Annotated in this window: 26 protein-coding genes; 12 read left to right on the forward strand and 14 right to left on the reverse strand. The window is 56.7% G+C overall.

Annotated elements, in window-relative coordinates; genetic code table 11:
* Positions 1–534: 534 nt before the first annotated feature.
* The 11 genes from ACOTTU_RS23290 to ACOTTU_RS23340 form a co-directional block, all read right to left on the reverse strand.
* Positions 535–1,470: a 2-dehydro-3-deoxygalactonokinase gene (locus tag ACOTTU_RS23290; RefSeq protein WP_425661658.1), complete on the reverse strand. Its 936-nt coding sequence runs from the start codon at positions 1,468–1,470 to the stop codon at positions 535–537.
* A gap of 10 nt (positions 1,471–1,480) precedes the next feature.
* Positions 1,481–2,644, reverse strand: coding sequence for a mandelate racemase/muconate lactonizing enzyme family protein (locus ACOTTU_RS23295; RefSeq protein ID WP_425661660.1), 1,164 nt, complete (start codon positions 2,642–2,644; stop codon positions 1,481–1,483).
* On the reverse strand, positions 2,641–4,101 hold the full coding sequence (locus ACOTTU_RS23300) for an NAD-dependent succinate-semialdehyde dehydrogenase (RefSeq protein WP_425661662.1): 1,461 nt from the start codon (positions 4,099–4,101) through the stop codon (positions 2,641–2,643). Before ACOTTU_RS23300 ends, ACOTTU_RS23295 begins: the two co-directional genes overlap by 4 nt.
* Before the next feature lie 7 nt (positions 4,102–4,108).
* Entirely contained in the window at positions 4,109–5,728 is a 1,620-nt protein-coding gene (locus ACOTTU_RS23305) for a GMC family oxidoreductase (RefSeq protein WP_425661664.1), read from the reverse strand.
* Positions 5,725–6,168 carry a hypothetical protein gene (locus ACOTTU_RS23310; RefSeq protein WP_425661666.1) on the reverse strand — a complete coding sequence of 148 codons (444 nt, stop codon included), beginning with the start codon at positions 6,166–6,168 and terminating at the stop codon, positions 5,725–5,727. The genes ACOTTU_RS23305 and ACOTTU_RS23310 overlap by 4 nt, the downstream gene beginning before the upstream one ends.
* 1 nt (position 6,169) lies before the next feature.
* The gene (locus ACOTTU_RS23315) at positions 6,170–7,369 is read right to left on the reverse strand and encodes a sugar ABC transporter permease (protein WP_425661668.1); all 1,200 of its coding nucleotides are present in this window, start codon (positions 7,367–7,369) and stop codon (positions 6,170–6,172) included.
* Between the two features lie 7 nt (positions 7,370–7,376).
* Positions 7,377–8,204 (reverse strand): ATP-binding cassette domain-containing protein, encoded by an 828-nt coding sequence (locus ACOTTU_RS23320; RefSeq protein ID WP_425661670.1) that lies wholly within the window; start codon positions 8,202–8,204, stop codon positions 7,377–7,379.
* A gap of 10 nt (positions 8,205–8,214) precedes the next feature.
* Positions 8,215–9,276: a sugar ABC transporter substrate-binding protein gene (locus ACOTTU_RS23325; protein WP_425661672.1), complete on the reverse strand. Its 1,062-nt coding sequence runs from the start codon at positions 9,274–9,276 to the stop codon at positions 8,215–8,217.
* A 162-nt stretch (positions 9,277–9,438) separates the two neighbouring features.
* Positions 9,439–10,200, reverse strand: a complete 762-nt coding sequence (locus ACOTTU_RS23330) for a FadR/GntR family transcriptional regulator (protein WP_425661674.1) — start codon at positions 10,198–10,200, stop codon at positions 9,439–9,441.
* 458 nt (positions 10,201–10,658) lie between these two features.
* Complete coding sequence (locus tag ACOTTU_RS23335; RefSeq protein ID WP_425661676.1) at positions 10,659–10,856, reverse strand: hypothetical protein; 198 nt, start codon at positions 10,854–10,856, stop codon at positions 10,659–10,661.
* Between the two features lie 7 nt (positions 10,857–10,863).
* Positions 10,864–11,331: an Ohr family peroxiredoxin gene (locus ACOTTU_RS23340; protein ID WP_425661678.1), complete on the reverse strand. Its 468-nt coding sequence runs from the start codon at positions 11,329–11,331 to the stop codon at positions 10,864–10,866.
* Between the two features lie 156 nt (positions 11,332–11,487).
* On the opposite strand from ACOTTU_RS23340, the gene ACOTTU_RS23345 reads away from it, so the two are divergent.
* Positions 11,488–12,207 (forward strand): hypothetical protein, encoded by a 720-nt coding sequence (locus ACOTTU_RS23345; RefSeq protein ID WP_425661680.1) that lies wholly within the window; start codon positions 11,488–11,490, stop codon positions 12,205–12,207.
* 66 nt (positions 12,208–12,273) lie between these two features.
* On the opposite strand, the gene ACOTTU_RS23350 is transcribed toward ACOTTU_RS23345, so the two are convergent.
* Positions 12,274–12,978 (reverse strand): MOSC domain-containing protein, encoded by a 705-nt coding sequence (locus tag ACOTTU_RS23350; RefSeq protein ID WP_425661682.1) that lies wholly within the window; start codon positions 12,976–12,978, stop codon positions 12,274–12,276.
* The gene (locus ACOTTU_RS23355; protein WP_425661684.1) at positions 12,975–13,526 is read right to left on the reverse strand and encodes a MarR family winged helix-turn-helix transcriptional regulator; all 552 of its coding nucleotides are present in this window, start codon (positions 13,524–13,526) and stop codon (positions 12,975–12,977) included. Before ACOTTU_RS23355 ends, ACOTTU_RS23350 begins: the two co-directional genes overlap by 4 nt.
* 91 nt (positions 13,527–13,617) lie before the next feature.
* Between ACOTTU_RS23355 and ACOTTU_RS23360 the strand changes: the two genes are divergently transcribed.
* The 6 genes from ACOTTU_RS23360 to ACOTTU_RS23385 all read left to right on the forward strand — a co-directional run bounded on the left by ACOTTU_RS23360 (position 13,618) and on the right by ACOTTU_RS23385 (position 17,473).
* Positions 13,618–14,370: a hypothetical protein gene (locus ACOTTU_RS23360; RefSeq protein WP_425661686.1), complete on the forward strand. Its 753-nt coding sequence runs from the start codon at positions 13,618–13,620 to the stop codon at positions 14,368–14,370.
* A gap of 122 nt (positions 14,371–14,492) precedes the next feature.
* Complete coding sequence (locus tag ACOTTU_RS23365; protein ID WP_425661688.1) at positions 14,493–14,864, forward strand: PadR family transcriptional regulator; 372 nt, start codon at positions 14,493–14,495, stop codon at positions 14,862–14,864.
* A 62-nt stretch (positions 14,865–14,926) separates the two neighbouring features.
* Positions 14,927–15,628 carry a glutathione S-transferase family protein gene (locus tag ACOTTU_RS23370; protein WP_425661690.1) on the forward strand — a complete coding sequence of 234 codons (702 nt, stop codon included), beginning with the start codon at positions 14,927–14,929 and terminating at the stop codon, positions 15,626–15,628.
* Positions 15,629–15,649: 21 nt separating this feature from the next.
* Positions 15,650–16,015, forward strand: coding sequence for a hypothetical protein (locus tag ACOTTU_RS23375; RefSeq protein ID WP_425661692.1), 366 nt, complete (start codon positions 15,650–15,652; stop codon positions 16,013–16,015).
* A 5-nt stretch (positions 16,016–16,020) separates the two neighbouring features.
* Complete coding sequence (locus ACOTTU_RS23380) at positions 16,021–16,149, forward strand: hypothetical protein (RefSeq protein ID WP_425661694.1); 129 nt, start codon at positions 16,021–16,023, stop codon at positions 16,147–16,149.
* A gap of 73 nt (positions 16,150–16,222) precedes the next feature.
* Positions 16,223–17,473 carry a hypothetical protein gene (locus ACOTTU_RS23385; protein ID WP_425661696.1) on the forward strand — a complete coding sequence of 417 codons (1,251 nt, stop codon included), beginning with the start codon at positions 16,223–16,225 and terminating at the stop codon, positions 17,471–17,473.
* Positions 17,474–17,618: 145 nt separating this feature from the next.
* On the opposite strand, the gene ACOTTU_RS23390 is transcribed toward ACOTTU_RS23385, so the two are convergent.
* Positions 17,619–18,821, reverse strand: coding sequence for a FadR/GntR family transcriptional regulator (locus ACOTTU_RS23390; protein ID WP_425661698.1), 1,203 nt, complete (start codon positions 18,819–18,821; stop codon positions 17,619–17,621).
* A gap of 218 nt (positions 18,822–19,039) precedes the next feature.
* Between ACOTTU_RS23390 and ACOTTU_RS23395 the strand changes: the two genes are divergently transcribed.
* From ACOTTU_RS23395 to ACOTTU_RS23415, 5 genes are read left to right on the forward strand one after another with little or no spacing between them, the layout of a single operon-like run.
* Positions 19,040–19,906: a fumarylacetoacetate hydrolase family protein gene (locus ACOTTU_RS23395; protein ID WP_425661700.1), complete on the forward strand. Its 867-nt coding sequence runs from the start codon at positions 19,040–19,042 to the stop codon at positions 19,904–19,906.
* The gene (locus ACOTTU_RS23400) at positions 19,903–20,664 is read left to right on the forward strand and encodes an alpha/beta fold hydrolase (RefSeq protein ID WP_425661702.1); all 762 of its coding nucleotides are present in this window, start codon (positions 19,903–19,905) and stop codon (positions 20,662–20,664) included. The genes ACOTTU_RS23395 and ACOTTU_RS23400 overlap by 4 nt, the downstream gene beginning before the upstream one ends.
* Positions 20,665–20,700: 36 nt before the next feature.
* Positions 20,701–22,023: a metal-dependent hydrolase family protein gene (locus tag ACOTTU_RS23405; protein ID WP_298922213.1), complete on the forward strand. Its 1,323-nt coding sequence runs from the start codon at positions 20,701–20,703 to the stop codon at positions 22,021–22,023.
* Positions 22,020–23,072, forward strand: a complete 1,053-nt coding sequence (locus ACOTTU_RS23410) for a branched-chain amino acid ABC transporter permease (protein WP_425661705.1) — start codon at positions 22,020–22,022, stop codon at positions 23,070–23,072. The genes ACOTTU_RS23405 and ACOTTU_RS23410 overlap by 4 nt, the downstream gene beginning before the upstream one ends.
* The gene (locus ACOTTU_RS23415; RefSeq protein ID WP_425661707.1) at positions 23,069–24,097 is read left to right on the forward strand and encodes a branched-chain amino acid ABC transporter permease; all 1,029 of its coding nucleotides are present in this window, start codon (positions 23,069–23,071) and stop codon (positions 24,095–24,097) included. The genes ACOTTU_RS23410 and ACOTTU_RS23415 overlap by 4 nt, the downstream gene beginning before the upstream one ends.
* Positions 24,098–24,140: the final 43 nt, after the last annotated feature.

The following is a 24,140-nucleotide window of genomic DNA, read 5'->3' on the forward strand; positions in this document are numbered from 1 at the left end:
ACGCAATAGGCGTCCGCACGCGGGCTACTGGACGTTAAAACAATCCCAAAACCCGAAAATCGACGAAATCTTAGAGCCAAACGCGCGCCCAGAAAAACTAAGATAGTTTCCACACAGCCTCAGCCCATAGGAGTCAAGATGCTGCGGTGCCGCGAATACAGGCTCTTGTTTCTTCGATCGTATTCAAGCGACCCCATGCTTGCCGGATGACCGATAGGGCCGCGAATTCGGCCCGATCTCTAGTGTTCCTAAGACCTGTGGCGCTTACCCCAAAGGTCGAAGCTAACAGATATTCCGCGCTGCTCTCATGGATTTTCAAATCCGGATCGGTGTTCTTACCTGTAGTCGCATCGACGTACAGCGGTTCTTAGGACAGCGTTCTCTGCACCACGATCCCGATTGAGCGTGATTGATGTGTCTTAGTTGCGGGAACGCCGTTTCGGCAGTGACGGCATGATGGTTTGCGAATTTGTCAGAAATGGCGCTTGCAAAGCCGCCACGGCCCTTCGCCTCAAAGCGGCGGAGAACGTTGGTTTATGTGACTTTCTCGGCAAAGCTGTCTTTCTCGAAAAGTTCACCGGCGAACAGAGCGAGGCCTGCCAACACGGCCTGCTCCGAATCCAGCCTATTGATGCCCATTCCGGCGATTCCAAGTGCCTTGCTGTAAGCATGGCAAATGGATCCATTGGAGATCAGGATGACATGACTAACGTCTTCCAGCTTTGATCCCGCGATTTCTTGACCGATCAAAAGTCCCGAAAGGTGGGCGGCAAAGTTGAACGTTTCGGCCTTGGGGTCCAGCAGCGCACGGGCCCGAATGGGAAACAAATCGCTCAGTGCCGACCGTTTGCCACCAAGCACGTCGCGGACGGCTTCTGAGAATTCCGATGTTTCGTGAAGTCTTGCGGAACGATCGCCGCAAAAACTGGACAACGTCGACTGCGTGGTAAGCAGTGCAAACAATTCGCCTGTCATGGCGGTTTGCCAGCTTTGCAACTGCCCGTTCTTGACCCGACACCACTTGGAATGTGTGCCGGGCAAGCAATACACCCCATCGCCAGATCCCCTGCTCAGCGCACCGAAAAGAAGTGTTTCCTCTCCGCGCATCACATCGAATTTGCCCTCGGTTGAATGGCAGACGCCTGGCAGGATTTTGCAAGCGTAACCCCCGAAACGAGCAGTTGCGGCCCGGCTGGCAATCTCGTCGCGTCCTGCCGGTGCCTTGACATAAGGCACCTCGCGCCACCCGTCGCGCGCACCGGCCATCCCGCAGACAAGCACCGGCACTGTCTGAGGTACGCGACCTTCCCGCAAGACGCTTTCAAGATAGGGCGCATAGTCTGACGGCCCCAGCTTTGACATGCCCATTTCGTTTTTTGCGAGGAGGCGTTGCTCTTGCCCTGTGATGCAATGCCAGGCGCGGAACGAACTGGTGCCCCAATCGACACCGACAAATTCAATGCAGGCCATCTCGACACTCTCAGATTGAAAAACGTTTGATGAAATCCAGGTCAGGTTCGACGCCCAGACCCGGACCATCTGGTATCGCGACAAAGCCCTGTTTCGCCCTGACCTGCGCCTGAATGTTCAAAGGTTCCAGAAGTAGTTCGTCGCGGAACTTGTTGTCGGTGGTGTCGAATTCCAGCAGTGGTTCACGTGGGTTCAGCCCGCCGGGCAGGGGTGGCATGGCCGCAAGCAATTGCAGGTTCGTCGCCACGGCAATGGCCGATCCCCAGACATGGTTCACCACAGGCGTGAAATGGGCGTGGCACAGGGCAAGAACGCGCAGGTATTCGGTGATGCCGCCAAGGGCGCAAACCTCGGGCTGGGCAATATCCAGCCCGCGGTTTTCAAGAGCTTGGCGCCATCCCCAGCGATTGAACTCGGCCTCGCCACCTGAAATGTTGACACTCAGCCCCGCGCGCAGTTCCCGGTAGCCGTCCAGATCTTCGGGGGCAACCGGTTCTTCGAACCAATAGGCGCCCAGTTCTTCAAGCGCACGCCCGACGTAGAACGCATCATGCGTGGTGTAGCAGTGGTTGGCATCGACCATGAAATCAAAATCATCGCCCACACCTTGGCGCACTGCTTCGCAGAGTTTGACGTCATTCTTCGGCCCAAGCCCAACCTTCATCTTTGTCGCAGCAAAGCCCATCTCCTTGATCGCTGTGGCCTCATCCTCAAACCGTGCAGCCATTGCGTCCGCATCCTCGCGGCGCAGCATCATGCCGTAGCCGTAGACCTGCACCTGGGTGCGGTGCGCGCCGCCGATCAGCTTGTGAATGGGCAGGCCTGTCACCTTGCCCGCAATATCCCAGAGCGCGATATCGACACCCGAAAGCGATTGCAGCGGCATGCCCTTTTGTCCGTGATCGCGCATCAGGTTGTAGGCCTTGTGCCAGATCACATCACGGTCGAGTGGATCCATGCCAAGAACCATCGGTGCAATCACACCCTCGACGATGCTCTTGTTCGCCCGCGCGATGCTGCCCGGTCCAAAACATTCGCCCCAGCCGGTGATCCCTTCGTCCGTCGACACCTCGACCAAATGCGCGGTGCGTTTGGCGTAGAATTGCTGCGAATAACCCAATTCCTCAGGCAGGTCGTATTCTAAGACATGGCTTTGGATCTTGGTGATTTTCATGTGTTCAACCCCTCGAATTCGGAGCTGTCGAAAGCTCGCGTGACGCGTTTAAGAACCAAGTAGTCGTTCAGCGCGAGGGCCGAGCAATCGTGCCCGATCCCCGACTGACCGATCCCGCCATGGGGCAGGTCGATGTCGTATTTCAAGCCATTGATCTGGATTTCACCGTAGCGCAGCTGGCTGGCATAACGCTCCGCACGGGCCAGGTCACGGGTGAAGATATAGGCAGTCAGCCCGCCTTCTTCGCAATCATTGGCCATACGCAACAGATCGCTATCATCGTGAAACGGAACAAGGCTGACGACGGGTCCAAAGGTCTCTTGCTGGTAGACCTGCATCGTCTCGGTCACGTCGCCCAGCACAGTGGGTGCGATGTAGTGCCCCTTGTTCAGATGTGCGGGGCGATCGCCGCCTGCCAGAAGGTTCGCGCCGTCAGCCACAGCGTCGTCGATCAAGTGCTTGATCCGGGTCCAGGCGCGGGCATCGATCACAGGCCCGGTTGTGATTTCGGCAGACTTGTCGAACCCGACTTTTGCTGCCTTGGCCCGGTCCACGACCTTTTCCGTAAAGGCCTCGCGCACGGCTTCGGCCACGAAGACCCGATTGGGCGACACGCAGATTTGCCCCGCATTCGAAAATTTCACCCCCGTGACAATGTCTGCGGCAAGATCAAGATCAGCATCTTCAAAGACCAGCATTGGCGCATTGCCGCCCAACTCCATAGAGTAGCGTTTGATCGAGGTAGCACCCGTGCGCATGATGTGCTGGCCCGTCTTGGTTGAGCCGATCAGGGTTACCACTTGCGGAATGGTCGAAGCGGTCAGGGCATCGGCCACATCGTAGCCATCGGTGCATAGAATTTGGACGACACCTTTGGGCAGGCCGATTTTGGCGCAAAGGGCGCCCACGGCATAGGCCGAGATCGGCGTCGCCTCGGATGGTCTGATGATGATCGGACAGCCAGCCGCCATGGCGGGACCAATCTTGAAGGCAAGGTTCAGAAGCGGGAAGTTCCACGCCAGAAAGGCAACCGCCACGCCCGCAGGCTCATGCACCATCCGGTGCCTATGTGTCCCCGCACGGTCGGCCAGCCCGTAATCCTGAATGCGGGCGATTTCTTCGGCGTAGAAGTCGAGCGACACGACCAGCCTGTCCCAGTCCTCATGGGTCTGCGCCCAGGGTTTGCCCATCTCTTGATGCACACAGTCGCGCAGAAACTCCTCTTGGGCGATGACTTCATCGCGCAGCCTGCGCATCCAGACCTGCCGCACGGCAATGGGTGTCGCGGCCCAGCCGGGGAACGCTGCCTTGGCGGATTGGAGCGCGCGTTCGACATCCTCAAAGCCCGCGGTTGATACGTTGGCGATCGGCTCCTCCGTGGCCGGATTGATGACGTCTTTCCGTCCGCTGCCTTCGGCCAGCGCGCCATCGATGTACATTTGCGTCGGGAAATTCATCACGGCCTCAATCAAACAGGGTTTCAATGTTGGTCTTGATCTGGTCGCCTATGTAAAGCGCCAGCGCCTGAATCGTGGAGGTCGGATTGACCGCGCCAGAGGTGACAAAGATCGAGCCATCGACAATGAAGAGGTTTTTCACGTCGTGGCTGCGACCCCAGCCGTTCACCACCGATGTCTCGGGATCATTGCCCATGCGGCAGGTGCCCATCTGGTGCCAGCCTGCGCGCCACCAGACCTTGTCGTCATTCTTGGGCAACACACGCTTGGCCCCGGCGGCCAGCAGGATTTCCGTGGCGCGCGCTTCTCCGTGTTTCAGCATGGCGCGGGTGTTGTCGCCCAGACTGTAGGTGATTTTCGGCGCGGGGATGCCGTCGCTATCGGTTAAATCCGGGTCGAGCGTGACGCAGTTGTGTTCTTCGGGCAGGTCCTCTGTGACCACGGTCAGACCTGCGAGATAGGGATAGACGTTATCCATGATCTCTCGGTGTTCAGCGCCCCAGGGGATCGGGTTGTCAATGCCATAGCCGCCAAGGGCATAGGTCATTGGCGTCGTTGAACGCCCCGAATGCAATCCATAGCCGCGCACAAAACCGCGTGACGGATCGCTTTCGTAGAATTCCTGAGACAGGATCGAACAGGCCATCGGCCCCTCATGCCCTTTCATCGGCTCATCGAACACGCCCGCCACTCCGGTGAGCGGGTGGAACATCAGATTCTTGCCGACCATACCGGATCGGTTGGCAAGACCCTCTGGAAAGGACTTTGATTTGGAGTTCAAAAGCAGGCGCGGCGTGCCGACGCCGTTACAGGCCATGACCACCAGTTCGGCCTTTTGTTCGTGCAGCTGACCGTCAGCCCCGTGATAGAGCACCCCGCTGGCAAAGCCCGTCGCCTCATCCACCAAGATCTCGCGGACCCGTGCACGCGTACGCAACTCCACGCCCGCGTTTTCCAGCATCGGCCAATAGGTGAAGTTGGTGCCGCCCTTGGCCCCGGCCGCGCATCCCAGATCGCAGGTGCCTGCATTCACGCACTTCTGTCGGCCATCGTCATCCTGGCTGAGGATCGCCACGTCAGAAGGCCACCAATGCCAGCCTATTTCGTTGAAGCCATTCGCCAGCGTTTGACCCAGCTTGCCTATCGGAATGGGGGGATGCGGCGGGGTGTAGTCGGGGTAGGCGGGGTTGCCGGCCAAGCCTGACACGCCCGTATTGCGATCATTCATGTCATAGAAGGGCGCAAGCGTTTGGTAATCGACTGGCCAATCGTCACCCACACCATCAAGGGTCTTGGTGCGAAAATCGCTGGGTCGCATGCGCGGCCAGTGACCCAGAAAGTTCATGGTGGAGCCGCCGACACCGTTCCAGTTCACCGGCGTGATGCAACTGTCCTTGGCATTGATCGGGTAGTCCTGACGCGCCTTCCGCACGTTGGGATCAACCGAAAAATCGCCGTATCGGGCCAATTCGTAATCGTCCCGACGCGATGGAAAATCCTTGTCCGCCAGATGGTCACCCTGTTCCAGACACAGGATTCGCATCCGTGTTTCCAAAAGCGACCAGGCGATGGCCGCGCCCGAGGCACCGGCCCCGATGATCAGCACGTCAACAGGTTCGTTCGTCATCTCGTGCCTCCGGTCGGGTTTCGGAAAACAGGGCCGCGCGCGCGCACGGGCGCCGTCAGCTTGTCCATCAGTTCGGGGGTTTCGCGGGCCACATCATAGCCCAACGGGTGCACGGGGTGGGCGCCGACGCCAACCTTGGCGCGCATGTCGGGGCGGCTGTAATAGCCCTTGTAGGTCTCTGTCAGAAAGGCCGCAAAGGCGTCCGGCTGATCCTGCTCCAACTGGCGGACGAGGTCCGTCGTGACCCCGTCCGCCAAGGTCTGCGCATGGCGCAGAAGGGAGTAAACCTGAACTTTGAATGCGGCATTGCTCTCAGCAACACCGGCAATGAAACTGGCGACGCCCAATTCACCTGCTGCGGGGATCGCACGCTCGGCGTTGGCGGGGATCAGCTCGTCAAGAATTGCGGTGAGAACGGCGGTTTCATTATCAGTCCACATCTCAGCGCCCTCCCACGTTGTTGCGGGACACAGCGTCGATGGCTACGGCAAGAAGCAGGATCGCACCCGAGACCATCAGCTTGTCGGCCGCACTTGCTCCAGTCAGGTCCAGACCGTTGCCCAACGATCCAATGACCAGGGCACCGAGGATCGCGTTCCAGACCGAACCCCGCCCACCAAAAAGCGAGGTGCCGCCAATCACCGCAGCCCCGATGGCCTCCAAAAGCAGGGATCCACCGGCGAAAGCGGTGTAGGAGACGGAACCAAAGCGGGACGCACCAAAAATGCCGCCGATGGCCGCCATCAGACCCACGATGGCAAAGGCAGAGACGCGAATGCGCTGCACTTTCATGCCCACCCGTCTGGCACTTTCGGCATTGCCACCCACGGCGAAAAGCGACCGGCCATAAGGCGTGGATGTGGTGATCCAGCCTAAGAGTGCAGTAAGTGCCACCAGCAAGACCAGAAGCAATGGCAGCGAGCGGTAGGCGTTCAATGTCAGAACAACAGCGACCACGATGACGCCAAAGGCCACAACCTGACCCCAAAGCGCCAGCGGGCTGTCCAACTCCAACCCCTTGGCTTGCCGCTGTGACTGCTTGCGCAGGCTGGCGAAGGCAAAAAGCCCGACGACAACGGCGGCCAATATCAACCCCCAGATATCGGGGATTAGAACGCGCGCGATGCCGCGCACAAAAGGGTCACCCACGTTGAGGTTTCCCGTGGGCAGGATTTTCTGCATCAGTCCCTGATAGCCAAGCAATCCGGCGAGTGTCACGACGAAGGACGGGATGCCGACATAGGCCACCAACAGCCCCTGTGCTGCCCCCATCACGATGCCCACACCCATCACGATGATGCAGGCCAGCCAGCCTGGCACGCCTGCCAGCACCAGCACGCCCAACAGGGCGGCACAGACACCGGCGGTTGCGGCGGCGGACAGATCAATCTCGCCCAGCAAAAGGACGACGGTGATACCGACCGCCAGCGTTGCAATCACGGCGGATTGCATGAACAGGTTGTAGATGTTGCGGGGGCTCAGAAAGATCGCGCGAAAGCTTTCGGCCTCGCCCGTTATCACGTCATAGGCAGGCAGGACCAACCCGAAGTAACCCCAGATCGCTGCAAGCGCGAGGAGGACGGGCACAAAAGCCCCGAATTGCGTTTCCCGCAACGCGCGGAACCGGTCAAGAAATGTCATTTTGGCCTCAGGCTGCATCACCGGCCCCTTCATCGGAAGCTGTGTCCAAGCCGCGGGTCATCGCGACGACAATCTCGTCCGGCGTGGTCTGGGACGTGGTATAGGTCGCGACATTACTGCCGTGGCGCAGCACCGTGATCCGGTCGGCCACTTCGAAGATGTCGCGCATGTTGTGAGAGATATAGACAACCGCATGGTTCGTCTCGCGCAGGCGTTTAACGACTTCCAGCACCTGCCGGGTCTGGGCGACGCCGAGCGCGGCGGTGGGTTCATCAAGCATCACAACAGTGCTTTCTGTCCCAACGGCGCGGGCGATGGCAATCGCCTGACGCTGCCCGCCGGACAGTCCCCCAACCTTGGCGCGCACGGACTGCAGGGTGCGTACTTGTAACTTGTCGATGGCTTCTCGCGCCTTCACTTCCATCTCAAGATCATCAAGCGGACGCAGAAGGCGTGGAAGGAAGCCCCAACCGGGCTTTGTCGGCTCGTCGCCCAGCGACAGGTTCGCGGCTACATCAAGGTTCTCGCAAAGCGCCAGATCCTGATAAACGATCTGAATGCCAAGCCCGCTTGCGTCATTTGGCGACGACACGCTGACCGGCTTGCCATCCAGTGTGAATTGACCGGCATCAGCAGCATGAGCCCCGGCCAGCACCTTCATCAAGGTTGATTTGCCCGCGCCATTGTCGCCGACCAGCGCCATGACCTCGCCACGGGCGACTTCGAAAGCGACGCCCCGCAGGGCATGGACACCGCCAAAGCGTTTGTGGATACCACGCACGGCTAGGTGCGCTGGTGGGGCAGCTTGCCCCACCAAATTGTCTTGAGATGTCATTGACTGACCCTTACTGGCAGAAATCGGTTGCGGCGGCTTCGCCCTGACAAACCATTTCCTTGGTAATCGAGGTATCGTTCTCGATCACATAAGCCACGCCTTCGGCACCAACGGCCGAATAGGAACCGACCGGCACATAGGCCACCTCCGCTCCGACCCCATTTGTCACCGTGTCCGGCGCAAGATCAGAGAAATCTTCGCCATTGACCAGACGCACGGTCACGGCAGCGGCTGCTGCGGCCATGTCTTCCAGTGGACGCCAGCCACACTGCGTTTGTTTGCCCAAGAGCATCAGTTGTTGCGCCTGAACCGTGCAGTCAAGGCCCGAGACCGGCACCGTGCCCGCCATGCCTTGTTCTTCCATCGCGGCGATAGCCGCACCGGCGTTCCCGTCATTGGACGACACCACACCCTGCACATTATTATCAAGCTGTGTGAGGGCTTGATCCATCGAGCGACGTGCAATGGCTGGATCCCAGCCTTGCGTCCAGTTTTCATATCCCATGATCCGTGCACCGCTTTCGTAAAGCGGCGTCAAGGCGCGTAGTTGACCATTGTGGATCACGGCGGCGTTCGGGTCGGTGGGCGACCCCTTGAGCATCACCAAAGTGTCACCGTCCTTGGTGTTGTCGATGATGTGCATCGCCTGATCATAACCCATGCCTTCCAGATCGGCCTGCACCCAGAATGTGGTGTTCGCCGAATTGATCATCCGGTCATAGGCGATCGTTGGAATGCCTTCCTCGGCGGCAGTGTCGGCGATGATGGCAGAGCTTTCGCCGTCAATCGGGATAACGACAAGAACCTTGGCGCCCTGTGTCAGCGCCTGTTCCGCCTGCCGTTGCTGGGTCGATGTATCGTTGTTGGCGTTAAAGACCTCGACCTTCACGTCAGGGGCTAATGCGCTCATTGTCCGCACAAACGCAGCTGCATCCTGAGACTCCCAGCGTGGGTTCACATTTTCGGGCAACAGCAGTGCCACCATATCCTCAGCCGCGGCGGAATTCGCCGACATGAGTGCCGTTGCCGCAACGGACCCGGCCAACAGGCCTTTCGTTAATTTGGAAAACATCATATCCTCCTTGTTGATGTTTTTGGCGCGCTGCGCCGAGATATCTGGTGGCGTTTCCCCCGAAAATTCGGGCAACTGGACGGCGCGAGGCTTGCTTCGAAACTTTTCTCGTGCCGTCACCACTAATTCGGCCACCTTTCCGAACAGTGGTGAAATTCTTGATCAACGGTGATCGGCCTCCTTCAACCTGAATCCCGGAAGCACATTTGAAAGGCGCTCGTAGGTGTCGGCCATGTGTTTGCGCATCGCCGTGCTTGCTTTCTCGCTGTCCTTGGCCTCAATCGCTTCAAGGATTTCGCGGTGAAGCGGCAGGGACCGCTCTTTGTTATCAAGCGGATCGTCGTTAGTGATCTTGATCGAGCTGAGCAAAGCCGAAAAGATCACACCCTCCATGGCCGTTAGCAGTTCATTGTTGGACGCGCGCAGGATGGCGCGGTGGAACAAGGCATCGGCAATGACAAAATCCTGAATGGATGCGGCGCGTTCCATGGCCAACTGAGCCTTGCGAATATCCTCGACCTGATCAGGTGACGCAGACGTGGCAGCCCAGCCCGCCGCATTCGGCTCGATCATTTGTCGCACATCCATAAGCTGGCGCAAGAAGTCGGGCCTTGGTTCGATGCCCTGGTGCCAGGCAAGAACATCGTCGTCCAAAAGGTTCCAACTGACCCGGCGGCGCACCCGCGTCCCACTGCCACGCCGTACTTCGAGAAGGCCTTTGCCAACGAGTAGTTTTACCGCCTCGCGCACCACCGACTTGCTGACGCCGAACCGGTCACAAAGCTTGTTCTCGTCATCAATCAGGCCGCCTTCAGAAAAATGACCGGCGACGATCCGCCGCCCCAACTCGCGGCAAACCTGCGTGGCCAAGCCCGGCGCAACACCCGCAGCATCCTTGAGATCATAATATAGTAGCTCGCTCATGGCATATGATAAAACATCTGATGTTTCATATGTCCAGATGTTTTTTTTGTGATCCTTGCTCGTGGCTCATGGTCCGAGATGTCAGTGTTTTCGAAAAGTGTTTCTTTACCAGGGCATGGTCAGAAAACAGACATTGAACGGATCAAGTCGAATGACAACTAAGCCCCGTAGAATGTTAGTTCACACAGTCCCAGATTATGCACCCGTAGCAAATGCCCGGAGAGCAGGCCGTGACCGCAGCGTTCTTAACCCGTTACCGATGGCGGCTTTGGGCCGCAAGTTCCGGGGCTATGGGTAAGGCAGGCTGAGAGCCGCAACGTCGCTCGTTTCTGCTTGGTGGCCTTATCTACTGCATCGCCGTTGCGCGACAAACGTAGATGTTGCTGCTATGAGATAACTTGACTGTTTTCCCACTCATAAACTGGCTAAAACGCCTATCGGACTATTGCTTGCAGGGACTACTCAACGGTGGCTGGGAACCCATTATGGCAATTGTTTCGTTCTGATTTTGCGTTGGGCAGCGCAAGAATTTGCGCGCTGCACAAAGTGTTTCCAGAACCGTTGGTGAAGACCGGCACCCGTGCGTTTCCCATTGAAAAGATCATTGCTAACAACTGCTTCTTGTCGAATTGCCAGCCGCGGTTGATGCCGCCCATCAACAGATCACTTCAACGCCAGATCAACTTCGATGTTGTTTCTGACCGCAGCGGAGTAGGGGCAAATCTTATGAGCACCATCGACAATTTTTTGTCCGGTTTCCGTATCGATACCAGGCAGGTCAATTTCAAGCTGGACACCCAGTTTGAATGCAGCGCCATCTGACCCGGGCTTGAGCGCGACGCTCGACGCAACAGTGGCCGTTGAGGCATCAACGCCCATGCTGAGCGCCGTATACCGAAGTGCAGAAATGAAGCAGCCGGCGTAGCCAGCCGCAAACAACATTTCAGGATCCACACGTGGGCGGTCCGACGTTGAGGGCGCTTCCTGCATCTCCTCGGGCAGCATGTCATAAACGGCTGATGGCATCACAAGGTCGAGGTCTAGTGTCCCATCCGCAGTGGACACGCGACCTGCGCGCCCGCCTGATGCGGTGGCTGTTGTAATGTAGATTGCTGTTTCCAAGGCTGACATTTCTTTCTCCCGTTCAGAACTATCGTTGATCAAAAGATTCTCGCGCTTTATAATGTTAAAAATTGTAACGTGTCAATATGTGCAGTTAGGATAAGCATGCATTCCAGATTTAATGAGCTTCGAAAAACCAACCTGGGTCAGGGATTGGAGAGCCTCTTGAGCAGCTCCAGGAAGTATGTGGAATATGCCGCACTCTCTCGTGCGGGCCTCCCGGCAATCGCAGCGGCGGTGCACGAACTTGAGGACCTGTTTCCGATTGTAAAATCAGATCAGGCCGCCAGGCAGTTTTGTGGAGCAGTTGTCGGGGAAGTCATGAGGGATGCTGGCCACGAGATCCTGAGACCGCGCGGGCGTGTCTGCGGAAATCTCTTTACTTACGGAACTGTGTGGACACCGTTTCCGGTCGAAAAGGATGTGGAGCAGATCATCCAAAGCATGTCTGGCGTGCCGAGAAAACTATCCGCAATGCTGGAGGGAATACCTGTTCGGTTCTTGCGGATCGATCCACAAAAAGAGAGCATGCCGGTTGCCAATCGCATTGTTGAGATGATTTGCAACGATGTCGCGTTTTCCAACAGGGTAGAAGGCATATCGGGGGCTGCGTCGGGTGACACCTCGATTGACGCACTGCTTCTGGCTCTTCGCTCCCAGGATGGTGTCCTCAACGTGGGTGAATTTAACGCTCAGTTTAAGAGCTGTCGTGAAGCACTGTGCAAAAACCTTGTGCAACGGCTCGCGGGCACTTCAGTTGCCAATGCATCTGTAAATCTGACCCCTGACGCTCTGCGAGATGCAATACGTCAAGCACATGATGCAGACCAAACTCTGCTCAGCGATCTTCAGGAGTTTGTTCTGGAGCTTTCCTTTGGATCATGAGCACTCATTCAGATGCCTCTATTTATTTCTCCGGCGACTATGGTTATTCGCCCCGATCAAGCCGCCTCAGTTCCCGAGGCCGGGCCCACTTAACCGCTTGGACGTATCTTCCTTGACGTGTCCTGCCGCCATCTTTGCAAATGCCAGCCGCCAGCCCGCTGCTAGTTCTGGCATATCCGCCAACAGCGCAGCGTCATTGGGTGTGATGCGCTTGGTCAGTCGCGCTTGAGTCACCTGTCGGACAGTCCAGTTTGGTTGCGGACGTTCAACAAGGGTAATGCTGTCACCAACGCCTGCGGTACCTTCGTCAAGCACCCGGTAATACCACCCTGTGCGGCCGGTCTTTTGAAAAAGATAGGGCATCTTGTCCTGGCCGGTATGGAGTCCAAGTTTCCAGCACGGCTGTCGTCCTTGCGAAATCTGGACCGTTGCAGTTCCAAGCTTCAGAATATCGCCGATGCAAAGCGTGTCTTCTGTCAGACCGATGGTCGAGATGTTCTCGCCAAAGGCCGCAGGCCGGGTCCCGTCGGGGATCAGCCCTTCAGCCTGCCAGGCGGCGTAATGGTCGAATGCGTAGTGGTGAATTGCCTTATCCGCCCCGCCGTGAACTTCAAGGTCGGCCTGTGCATCCTGAACGAAACCGTGGGCACCGATGCCCTGCGTCCCGGTCGCGGGATCCTTTTGGATGGCAGAGGGTGGCTTGCCGGGCCAGCGATCCGCCACCTTCCCAACAAACAGGCCCTCGATCTTGGACGAAAGATCTGGGGTCATGCGATTGCCGCTTCCTCATGTTCGATACAGATTTTTTCGCTGTCTTCTGGCGAAATAGGCAGGGATAAAAGCTGGCAGAATGCCCCGTTGTTTGCAGTTTGGTGATAACGGCAAGACTTACACTGGCCGAACGACTTCCCGCCGTTCAGCGCAAGGGCCTGCCGCAACGTTTGGCGTAACCCGCTCTCCAGCTCAACCACGCCTTGGTCCATAAGCCTCGTCAGCGCCACCGCGATAACGCTGTCTTCTTCCAGCACGGCGATTCCCGCCCGCGTCAGCGCATAAGAGATCGACCGTTTGTCGATCTCTGAACGCACTTCCTCGACAAACCCCTTGCGCAACAGCGCTTTGAGGGTCTGCGACATGGTTCCGCGCGTTGTCCCAAGGAATTCCGCGACATGTGACGGAGACCGTGAAAACCGGTTCGCATCGCGCAGATATTCCAGCGCAGACCTTTGGACCGGATTCAAATCGCCGGACCAGCTGCTGGCGCTATCCAACCTTGCCAACCTGTTCATCAGGGCTCGGATTTTTTGTTCTGAGGTCATGATATTTAAGTATCGAGTCGAAACTACTATTGCAATCCTGAATCTCATTATGATAGCGACTCGCTAGCAAAATGAATCAAGGAGACTATCAATGCCCAACAAAACACCTTTCCTGACGGCCGCCATTCTGTTTGCTGCGAGTGCAGCATTTGCTGGTGGAGATCACGCAGCGGATATGCATGACGCAGTCCAATCGCCCGCAGTCGCAGACAAAGTCGCGGCCTTTGACATTCTAGCTGCACACGCACATCGCAAAGGCAACACAGTGACCTTCCACATGACCACCAATGGGGTCGCCGGGTCAGAAACCCCCGGGGCCATGGGTGCGGTTGGCGGTTCTGATGTGTGGTCTTACGTGTGGCCCACATCGCTTGATCCGTCTGCGGTTGGATTTGAGGGCGGCACCGGTATTCTGGCGATGGCCGCCACCAGCCACCCCGACTTTGATGACACGCCTCTGTTTGATGAAAACGGTGATGGCGATCCATCCAACGATGGCGTGGAATGGCACAGCCACTGGGTTGTCCTGACCCCGACAGAGGCCTGCGGCCCCGGTGCTTTGGCGGTGCGCGACATCCCTGAGGGCAGCACTCCAAAACTGCCTGCGACCTGGCCTGGCTTTCCGATCTTTCTGGACAGCCCCGGATTTACGCCGCTGTTTGACGGACCCGAAATCAGCGTCAATGCGGGCTTTGCCAGCGGTGTAAACCTGGACGGCGTGGCGTATGATGGCGTGACGGCCGCCTTGCGGGTGAATGCCAACATCCACTCACCGCTTTTGTGCGTGACAGATGTCTTCGATGTGGCCTCGGGCGATCTGAGTCTGCCCGGTCTCTTGCGGTAAGAAGACATGGGCAGCGGCGCGAAATTCGCCACTGCCTTCTGCACCGTTAATCGCCAGCGGGCTTCAAGATATAGCAGGCGCTGTCTCTTGACGCATCGATCATCGAGGTATAGGCGAGCTGCATGAATAAGACTGCAACCTCACCAGACCTGCTCGACCCCGACTATTGGGGGAATACGATCAAGATGAGCCTGTCCAAGTTTTTCATCCTCTGCGTGCTGCAATATGAGGATCTGCATGGCTACGATATTGCCAGGCAGGTTGAACAGCGCACCGATGGGTGCTGCACCCCGCGCGAAGGTACGATCTATCCGGTGCTCAAGCAGTTTACCGAAGGCGGTTACGTCACCTTCTCGTCAGAGATCGTCTCAGGTCGCGAACGCAAAGTCTATTCGGTAACGGAAAAGGGGCGCCAGGCCTTCCAGGTCGCTTTGACCGAATGGATGAAAATCACACGCTGCCTTCAGGAGTGTTCCTGCGCAGCCTGCCCCTAAAAAAATTTAACTTCACGTATTGAAGGTCGATGCATCGATCCTACAGAAAAGAAACCGGAACCATGAAAATCGTCAGCTTCAAAATCTGCCCCTTTGTGCAGCGTGTCACCGCGCTTCTGGAAGCCAAGGGCATCGCGTATGACCTTGAATTCATCAGCCTCAGCAACAAACCCCAGTGGTTTCTGGACATTTCGCCTAATGGGCAGGTGCCGCTGTTGATCACAGATGAGGGCGAGGCGCTGTTTGAAAGCGATGCGATCGTGGAATACATCGAAGAAGCCTACGCCCCCCTGCGTGCAGGCCTGACACCCGTGGAAAAGGCACGCGAACGTGCGTGGAGCTATCTGGCCACCAAGCACTACCTGCCCCAATGCGGCGCACAGCGCAGCGCCGATCAGGACATCCTGTCAGAGCGCAGCCAGAAGTTGAACAAAGCCTTCGACACAATTGAGGCCCAATTGGGCGACACAAAATTCTTTGCTGGTGACGAGATCAGCCTAGTCGATGTGGCCTGGTTGGTGCTGTTGCACCGGGCCTGCATCATCGAACAGCAAAGCGGCTACGATTTTCTTGGCGGTCGCCCAAAGCTGAAAACTTGGCAGACCAACATCATGCAATCTGGCTTGCCCGCCAAATCAGTCGCGCCTGACTTCGTTGCGGATTTCTCGGACTTCTACCTGTCCGACCAGACCTTCCTGGGGCGAGGTGCTGCCGCCAAAAGCCGCGAGTTCAGCGACAGCCAGCCGCTGGCAATGTGCTGCTGATCGGGCGAGGGGAACAGAGACATGAGCAAGTTCGACACCGCACCGGCCAAGACCGGCGACACCTTCGCGCGCCACAACCCGAAGTATCTCAAGATGTTCTACGGCACCGACCAGGTCACTCCGTTCTGGGTGGCCGATATGGACCTGCCCATCGCCGACCCGATCAAAGAGGCCCTGCAATACGTCGCCGACCGGGGGCAATTTGCCTATGAGTTCAACTCCGAAGGAGTACTCGGGGCGATCTCCGGCTGGTTCGACCGGCGGCACGGGTTGAGGCTGAAGCCTGAGAGTTTCGTTCCACTTCCCGGTGTGCTGACGGCGATATCGCTGCTGATCCGTGAATTGTCAGATGATGGTGACGGTGTGCTGATGCAGATGCCCGCCTAAGCCAAATGTTCTTCGTGGCAACCGTCGCTCAATGCATCGCCGCAATTATCGCCAATGCCAGCCTCATCTGGCTTACGCACACCATCACCAAAGCCAACTACACGGGATTAGGATTGCTTGCCGCAGATGCGTAGGTGGGTAGCCATAGTTCTTTCGCTGAAATTCAACTACCTACCCCTTCAGTTTGCTCGATAGACGGGAGGTTCATTGACAGATGTCCGCTTAAGGGCGGATGGTCCACCTATTATACCCGTCATTTTCCAGGGGGATTTCATTCGTAATGGGATGATCGCGACGTGCTGTGCAGTGGTGCTATGCGGGTGCGCCGAAGAAAACCTGCTTGATGCCGAAAGGGGGCTAATCGATGAGCTGCAAGTGGGCAATAAGGTGAGCATTGCGCCCGAAACCAAACTTGTCGAACTCGCCAGCTACAGCCGCAAGATGTCAGTTGCATATCGCAACGCTGCCAGAAAAACCGCATCAACACAGGATGTGCAGTCATTCCTGACCTTCGTGCCAGCCGGGTCTTTCGTCACGGGAGCCGTTGGAAGTGCTTCGGATCGAGCCTTGGCAAACAAAGCGATAGCGGGTGCAGCTGTGCAACAGATTGGTCTGCGGACTGCGCCCAAATTGGCCATCAGCGGCATGTATACAGGCGCAAAACGATTGAATTGCATCGCAACTGTCGCGGCCGTCTGGCACCACACGCTGCAAGATCAGGACGATAGCACTTTAAAAGCAGCCAGCGCCCTTGTCTTCGGAGCAACTGAGGAAGTGAGGATTACGATGCGCGAGAGCTCAGTGCGAGAAGTTGCCGATTATGGTGAACTCGTCACAGCTTTGACGCCACCACCAGTCAATCAGCCGGGTGTTGCTCCTAAGCAAATGCAGGCTTCAAAAATTACTAAATTTTCCAATGATCTCGAAAAGCGCTTGAAAAAAGCGAAGAGAAAGCGAATTAGCGCGACAAACCGAATTGGTCGCTCGGAGTCATGCCTGCGATACGCCAAAGTGTCGCTGATCACATACCGATATGATCAAGCTGGTACTCCCAAGCCAACCAGCACAGGCAACACAGACCGCGAGATGTTTACACGTTTGGGCTTAGTGCCGACCGCAAGGTTTGCTCTGACCAGAATTTCGTCTGTAGCACGACCTTCGGTGATGACCACAGCGGAGTCTGCAAGGTGTTTGCTGTACTGCAAAATCGAAGATTTTTCCGTTTGCACCCCGTTGGCAGGGAGGCACTGTGTCCTCTTGTGCACCCTCTCGTCAATGGCTTTATCAAGGATGTCAGCCCTAAGCAGAGCCTCGTTTTGGCCGGTTAGGTCGACAAGCGGGACAAACTCGCCTTTTGCAATCGCGGCCATTGTCCCCGCAGTACCTATTCGCACCTGCGGCGGTAGCTTTTTGGCGACTTTGTGCTTTCCCCAAAACCGGTCGTTCCATCACGCGTGATCAGCCCGATCGCGAAACGAACTTGCCCGGCGGACTGGCGCCACATTGGAGGATCGGGACTACGCCGCCGTTCACTTTGGTTGGATCGGTGCTTGCACTCAGAACATCATCCCTCTCAGCCGAAAGCGGGCTTTAAAGCAATCCCTCAGAACAAATTTTTCTGGATTGCCAAAAGATGCTGATGCATCTCTTCAGCAGCCAGGATCGGGTCGCGGTTGGCAATGGCCTGATAGATTGCGCCGTGTTGATCGCAGTAGACAAGACGGCGTTCTGGGGTGAGCGTTCGGCGTTTCATGTCGAGCCAGTTTTTGCGCAAACGTATCGCCTGAAAGATGTCATGAAGCGCAGTCAAAAAATCATTGCGCGTGCTTTCGAAAATGCGTTTGTGGAATTCTCCGTCCCAGGCTTCAAAAGCTTCTGTCTCCAGCGACGACGTGGCCAGTTCATGCGCATTGCGAATGGCAACCAGATCAGATCTTCGAGCGTTGGCAGCTGAAACCGAAGCTGCCTTTGGTTCTACAATAAGACGGACGTTCATCACATCTGCCGGGCTACTTCCTGCGATACGCTCCATCACATCGAGCAATTCTTCAGCGTCGTCGCTTGTTTCGTCGGCGTGAGCCACGGTGTCTGCGGCATCTATCGCCTCCGCGTGACGTGCCTCACCATGCCCACCAAACAGGTTGCGGCTGCGCACCGACAGGTGCAATTTCATTGCCTCCGTCGCGGCCTCCGCATCACGCGCCATCAGCGCTTTCAGAATCTCCTCGTGCTGTGCAATTGTTTCAAGCCGACGCGCTTCGCTGAAGCCGCTCCGTCTGATTGCAATTACCGGTTTGCGCCGACGCGCAATGACCAGCAGTTCATTCAGTTCTTTGAGAAACTCGTTGCGTGCCGACCTGAAGATCAACTCGTGAAAAACAGCATCCAGCGCCTCGAATTCGACCACCCGGCGTTCGTCGACCGTACGCATGTGAACGTCGCGCAGGGCTTCCAATTTCCCTTCGCTGGCGTTTTGTGCAGCGGTTGCCGCGGCATGTGGCTCGATGATCAACCTCATATTCATGATATCAAACGGGCTGATTTCTGTAAGCCGATCAACGATTGCCGAAAGGTCCGTGACACCAGTGACAAACGTTTCATTGATCACGGTTTCACGGCCCACATGCCGAGTAAGAATGCCTTCTTGTTCGAGCGTAGACAGCGCTCGTCGAATGGTGTTGCGCGCGACTCCATAGTGATCCGAAAGGGCCCGTTCATTCGGCAAAACACGGGTCTTTTGCCATTCCGGTCCTGCAATCCTTTCACGCAGGGACTTGGTAATTTCGACTGCTTTGATTCTCGCCATTGTTTCTTCTTTGCGTGAAACCTTTGCCAATATTGGTATAATATATGACTGTGGAGAGGAATAGAAAATCGACCGATTCCTGACGTATACCATCTGTTTTCCCTTAAATTACCGGGTTTTGTGCTCGAAAATTATTTTCTTGCCGTATCAAGAGCGCTTGGCTAGTTTCGATAATGTGAACCAATATCCGTATAGGTTCATATTGTGGGGGTGGCATCATGAAGCTGGCGACATTCAAAATCGGTGGAGAGCGCCATATCGGTCGAGTCGATCTGGACCAGATGTGTGTCTATCCGTTTGATGTGAGCCTGTATGAAGCGTCGAGAGGGGTGACCGCCCTCATTGGTCGCGCTCAAATGCCGCGAGAAAAGGAGCCGCTGGACCTTGCCCGGATCAGGCTGGAAGCGCCGGTGCCGCGTCCGGCGCGCAACATTTTCTGCGTGGGTAAAAATTACCACGCGCATGCCAGGGAATTTGCCCAAAGTGGATTCGATTCCTCGGCAGCAAGCGGCGACATCCCCGAGCATCCGATCATCTTTTCAAAGGTGCCCGAATGTGTCGTTGGCCCGGAGGACGCTGTCGTAATCGACAAATCGGTTTCCGAAGCGATTGATTACGAAGCCGAACTCGCTGTCATCATGGGTGTTGGTGGCCGAGGGATTTCAGCCTCCGACGCAATGGATCACATCTGGGGATACACAATTGTCAACGACGTCACCGCGCGCGATCTGCAGGGCCGTCATAGCCAGTGGCTGATCGGCAAGTCGCAGGACACATTCTGCCCGATGGGGCCGTGGGTTGTCACAACCGACGACGTTGATTTTTCGAAGATGGTCGTGCGCTGCACTGTCAATGGCGAACTGCGGCAGAGCGCACCGGTCGCCGATCTCATATTTGACATACCAACGCTCATCTCCACGCTGTCTGCCGGACTGACACTCAACCCCGGCGATATCATTGCAACGGGCACACCGGTTGGCGTGGGCATCGGCTTCTCGCCACCGAAGTACCTTGTTCCGGGCGATGTTGTGCGGGTCGAGATCGACCAGATCGGATATTTGCAGAATGAAATGGTCGCGAAGTGAGTCTTGTTGTCGAAGATACCGGAGACGGGTTTCCAATTGTGCTGTTGCACGGATTGGGCGGCACGTCGAACACGTGGCAGCCGCTGATGACGGCTCTTGGCAACATGCGGGCCATCCGGCCCGATATGCCCGGTTCCGGGCGCTCTGCCTTGGGATCACAGCGTCTCAGCATCGCGGTAATGGTCGAGGCGGTGACACAATGGTTGACCGACAGGGGAATTGAGACGTTTCACCTTGTCGGCCATTCGATGGGCACCATTGTGTGTCAGCACATCGCGGCACGCTTTCCAGATCGGGTAAAGGGGCTGGTCCTCTATGGGGCCCTGACAGAACCACCGCAAACAGCCCGTGAAGGCCTGTTACTTCGCGCGACGCATGCGCGGAAAGAAAACCTGGCAGGAATTGCAGATCAGATCGTCCAGAACACGCTCGCGCCATCTACCCACAGGGAAAATCCCGCAGCTGTCGCATTTGTTCGTGAAAGCGTTTTGAGGCAGACAGGTGATGGTTACGCAGCCAATTGCGAGGCACTTTCGCTGGCAGAAGCGGCCGATTGGCGTAAGATCACAGCATCGACACTGCTGGTCACAGGCGAAAGCGATCCTGTTGCTCCCGTTAGTATGGGGCGGTTGCTCAGCGAAAAAATCAGCGGAGCGAAGCTGGAGATCCTACCCGGGTGCGGTCACTGGACTCCATTGGAAAAACCCGAACAGAGCGCTGTTCTGCTAAGAGGCTTCTTGGCAGAGCACCCACAATAGATGACTGCGCGGCATTGCGCGAGATGAGAGGTCAATATGGCAGATAGTGATTGGAACAGTGGCGCCGACACCTCCGGAGAAATCGTATTTACAAATGTGCGCATCCTCGATGCGACGGGTGAATATCCCTACTCTGGCGAAGTCACCGTAAAGGGGAACCGCATTTCGCGCGTGAGCAGAGGTGGTTCACGTTTTGGTGGCGGTCAATATGGCGGTGCCACTGTTATTGACGGGATGGGTGCCACACTGATGCCCGGCATGATCGACGCACACCTGCATCTGAGTTGGAACAATGCGCCGGGCATTGATCCGATCCAGATGATGGAGCTTGAAGAGCATATGCTGGTCACCATGGAGATGGCCAAGTTGGTTCTTGACGCCGGGTTTACTTCAGGTCGTGGTGCGGCGGCAGCAAAACCAAGGTTGGATGTCGTCGCAAAGCGCTTCATCAACGAGGGGCGCTATCCGGGGCCACGGTATCTTGCTGCCGGTCCTGAGATCACCACAGTAGGTGGTCTGGGGGATGCAGCGCCCAGTCATATTCCGCATGAGGGCTTGAATCTGGGCCTTGTTGTATCGGGCCCCGAAGAGGTCCGCCGGACGGTGCGTCAATTGATCAAGATCGGTGTGGACAGCATCAAGCTCAATCTGTCCGGTGAAGCCATCACGGGCATGGGCGCCGAAGAAACGCCCATGTCCGAAGAAGAAGTCGCCATGGCCTGCGCCGAGGCCCGGTGCCGAAACAAGGTGATCAGCGCCCATGCCCGGTCCAGTGGATCGGTCAAACAGTGCATTCGTCATGGTATTCAGAACATCTATCACGCCAGCTTTGCCGATGAAGAAAGCCTCGACATGCTTGAAGCTGTCAAGGACAAGCATTTTGTTGCGCCCGGTATTGCCTGGTTGATCAACACCGCGCGTCATGCTGAGGAATGGGGCATCGTACCTGGATCACCGCTTTCGATGGAATACGAACGCGAGCTGGAGATGTGTGTCGACACCATGAAAAAGATGCACAAACGGGGTATCCGGGTCTGCATCGGTGGTGACTATGGCTTTGCCTGGACCCCACAGGGCACCAATGCCAAGGACGTGCAGACCTTTGTCGACATGCTTGGTTTCTCTCCAATGGAGGCGATACAGGCCGCGACCAAATATGGCGGCGAGATCATGTGTATGGAACATGAACTTGGCATGATCAAAGAGGGATATCTGGCCGATTTGCTGCTTGTTGACGGGGATCCGATTTCGGATGTGAGCATCCTTCAAGAGCAGAAACGTCTTCTCGCTATCATGAAAGATGGCAAATTCCACAAGGCACCCAAAACCGGCGAACAACGGCGGCGCCTGACCGCATGAATGACTTGCGCCCCCCTGACGACACGCTGAACAACGCGCCCGCGCTGACAAAGCGCCAAGTTTGGATCGGCATTGCAGTCATTCTGGCGCTGTTGCTCGCGTGGCTTGTTTTCACGCCTGTCTGGCCTGAGTGGGTCAAGGATATTCTGATCTCCAAGAAGGCCTTTGTCAGTTCCATTCTGAATGGCCTGACGCTGGCGGGACTGTATTTCCTTGTCGCAAGTGGCTTTACCCTCGTGTTTGGGCTTATGCGCAATGTCAATCTGGCGCATGGCTCACTCTATCTGCTGGGCGCCTATGTAGGATACGAGATCGCGGATCTCACAGGCTACTGGCTGCTAGGCGTTGCCGGGGCCTTTGTGATCGTGGGGCTGCTTGGGATTGTCTTGCAGGTTGCGGTGTTTCGTCGACTTGAAGGCGATGATCTGCGCCAGACACTTGTTACCATCGGGATTTCCATCGTTGCTGCAGATTTGATGTTGGCGATCTGGGCCGGCGGAACCTACCAGATTCTTGTGCCCGATTGGCTGTCAGGCACGCTTGAACTGCCGATTATCTCAGCAGTCAGGTCGAATGGATCTATCGTATACATCAAGTACCCGCTCTTTCGTATTCTGGTTTTGCTTGCCGCGATTGCCATTGGGATTGCGCTGTGGCTGATGTTGAACCGCACACGGGTCGGCATGATGATCCGTGCAGGCGTTGATGATCGTGAGATGCTCTCGGCCTCAGGTATCAACGTCCATGCTGTTTTCGCCATTGTATTTGCGGTCGGCGCCGGTCTTGCAGGATTGGCAGGCGTGATTGGCGGCTCCGCACTTTCAGTCTCACCAGGAGAGGACGTGCGGTATCTGCTTGCCTCACTGGTGGTGGTGATCGTCGGCGGCATGGGGTCAATCAGCGGGGCAGCAATTGGAGCCCTCCTCATCGGGTTGGCTGAGCAACTGGGCCTCGTTTATTTCCCGACCTACGGGATCGTTGTCACGTTCTTGATCATGGTCGTCACGCTGGCAATCAGACCACAGGGCATCATGGGTTCGACATCGTGACTACAGAACCGTTCCCCGATCAGGCGCCTGCGCGCAACGATCTTATCGCGCGCATCGGCGCGGGGCACTTGGCGTTGGCGGCCGTTTTGCTCGTCTTTCCCTTTGTGGCTTCTGACTTTTTCACGACGCAAATCGGTGCCTATTCGTTGATTTTCGGAATGCTGGGCCTCTCTTTGATGTGGCTGGCGGGGTATGGCGGCATGGTCAGCCTCGCTCAGATCACCATCGCCGGGATCGCGGGCTATACTGTCGCCATTTTCGGCGAAAACAGCGCGGATGTGCATGGGTTCGGCTGGCCCTGGTGGGTGCTTGTGCCCTTTGCAGTCTTCATCGCAGCCTTGGCATCTGCACTGGTGGGCTGGGTTTCGGTGCGGACCAGCGGCATCTACACGATCATGATCACGCTCGCGGTTGCTACTGCGATGTTCTACTTCGCTCAGCAGAACTACACATTGTTCAACGGCTTTCCCGGATTTGCAGGTGTAAAAGCGCCTGTCGTTTTCGGGATCGACTGGCGCGACCCAATGCCTTTCTACTTTCTCAGTCTTGGGGTCGCGATCCTTTGCTACCTTGCGGTGCTCTATGCCTCAAAGTCCACTTTCGGGCTGACCTTGCAGGCAACCCGCGACAACCAGCGCCGGATGCGCGCCCTTGGATACGACGTAACCATGCACAAGGTGTTTGCATGGTTTCTGGCTGGCATTATCGCAGGGCTGGCTGGCATTCTTTTGGTTTGGTTCAATGGGCGCATTTCGCCGGGCACCATCAATGTAGGTGCTGCAATCAACGTACTTATCATCACGGTCATCGGCGGCCTGCGTCACCCGATTGGTCCGTTCCTTGGAGCGGTCGTGGTGATCCTTATGCAGACCTTTGCCATCGATATAGTCGGGGCTGAACGGTTCAATACCCTGATCGGATTACTTTTTCTGGTGATCGTCTTTGTATCACCTGACGGCATTCTGGGACTTTGGGAAAAAGCAAAACCCCACCTCGCGCCCGGATCACTCAGGTCTGACATCTGAATATTGCAGGCCAAAAATGACACGACGACTCAAGAAACCAAGG

Origin of the sequence: Roseobacter sp. EG26 (assembly GCF_049830555.1) — a bacterium.
Lineage (GTDB): Bacteria > Pseudomonadota > Alphaproteobacteria > Rhodobacterales > Rhodobacteraceae > Roseobacter.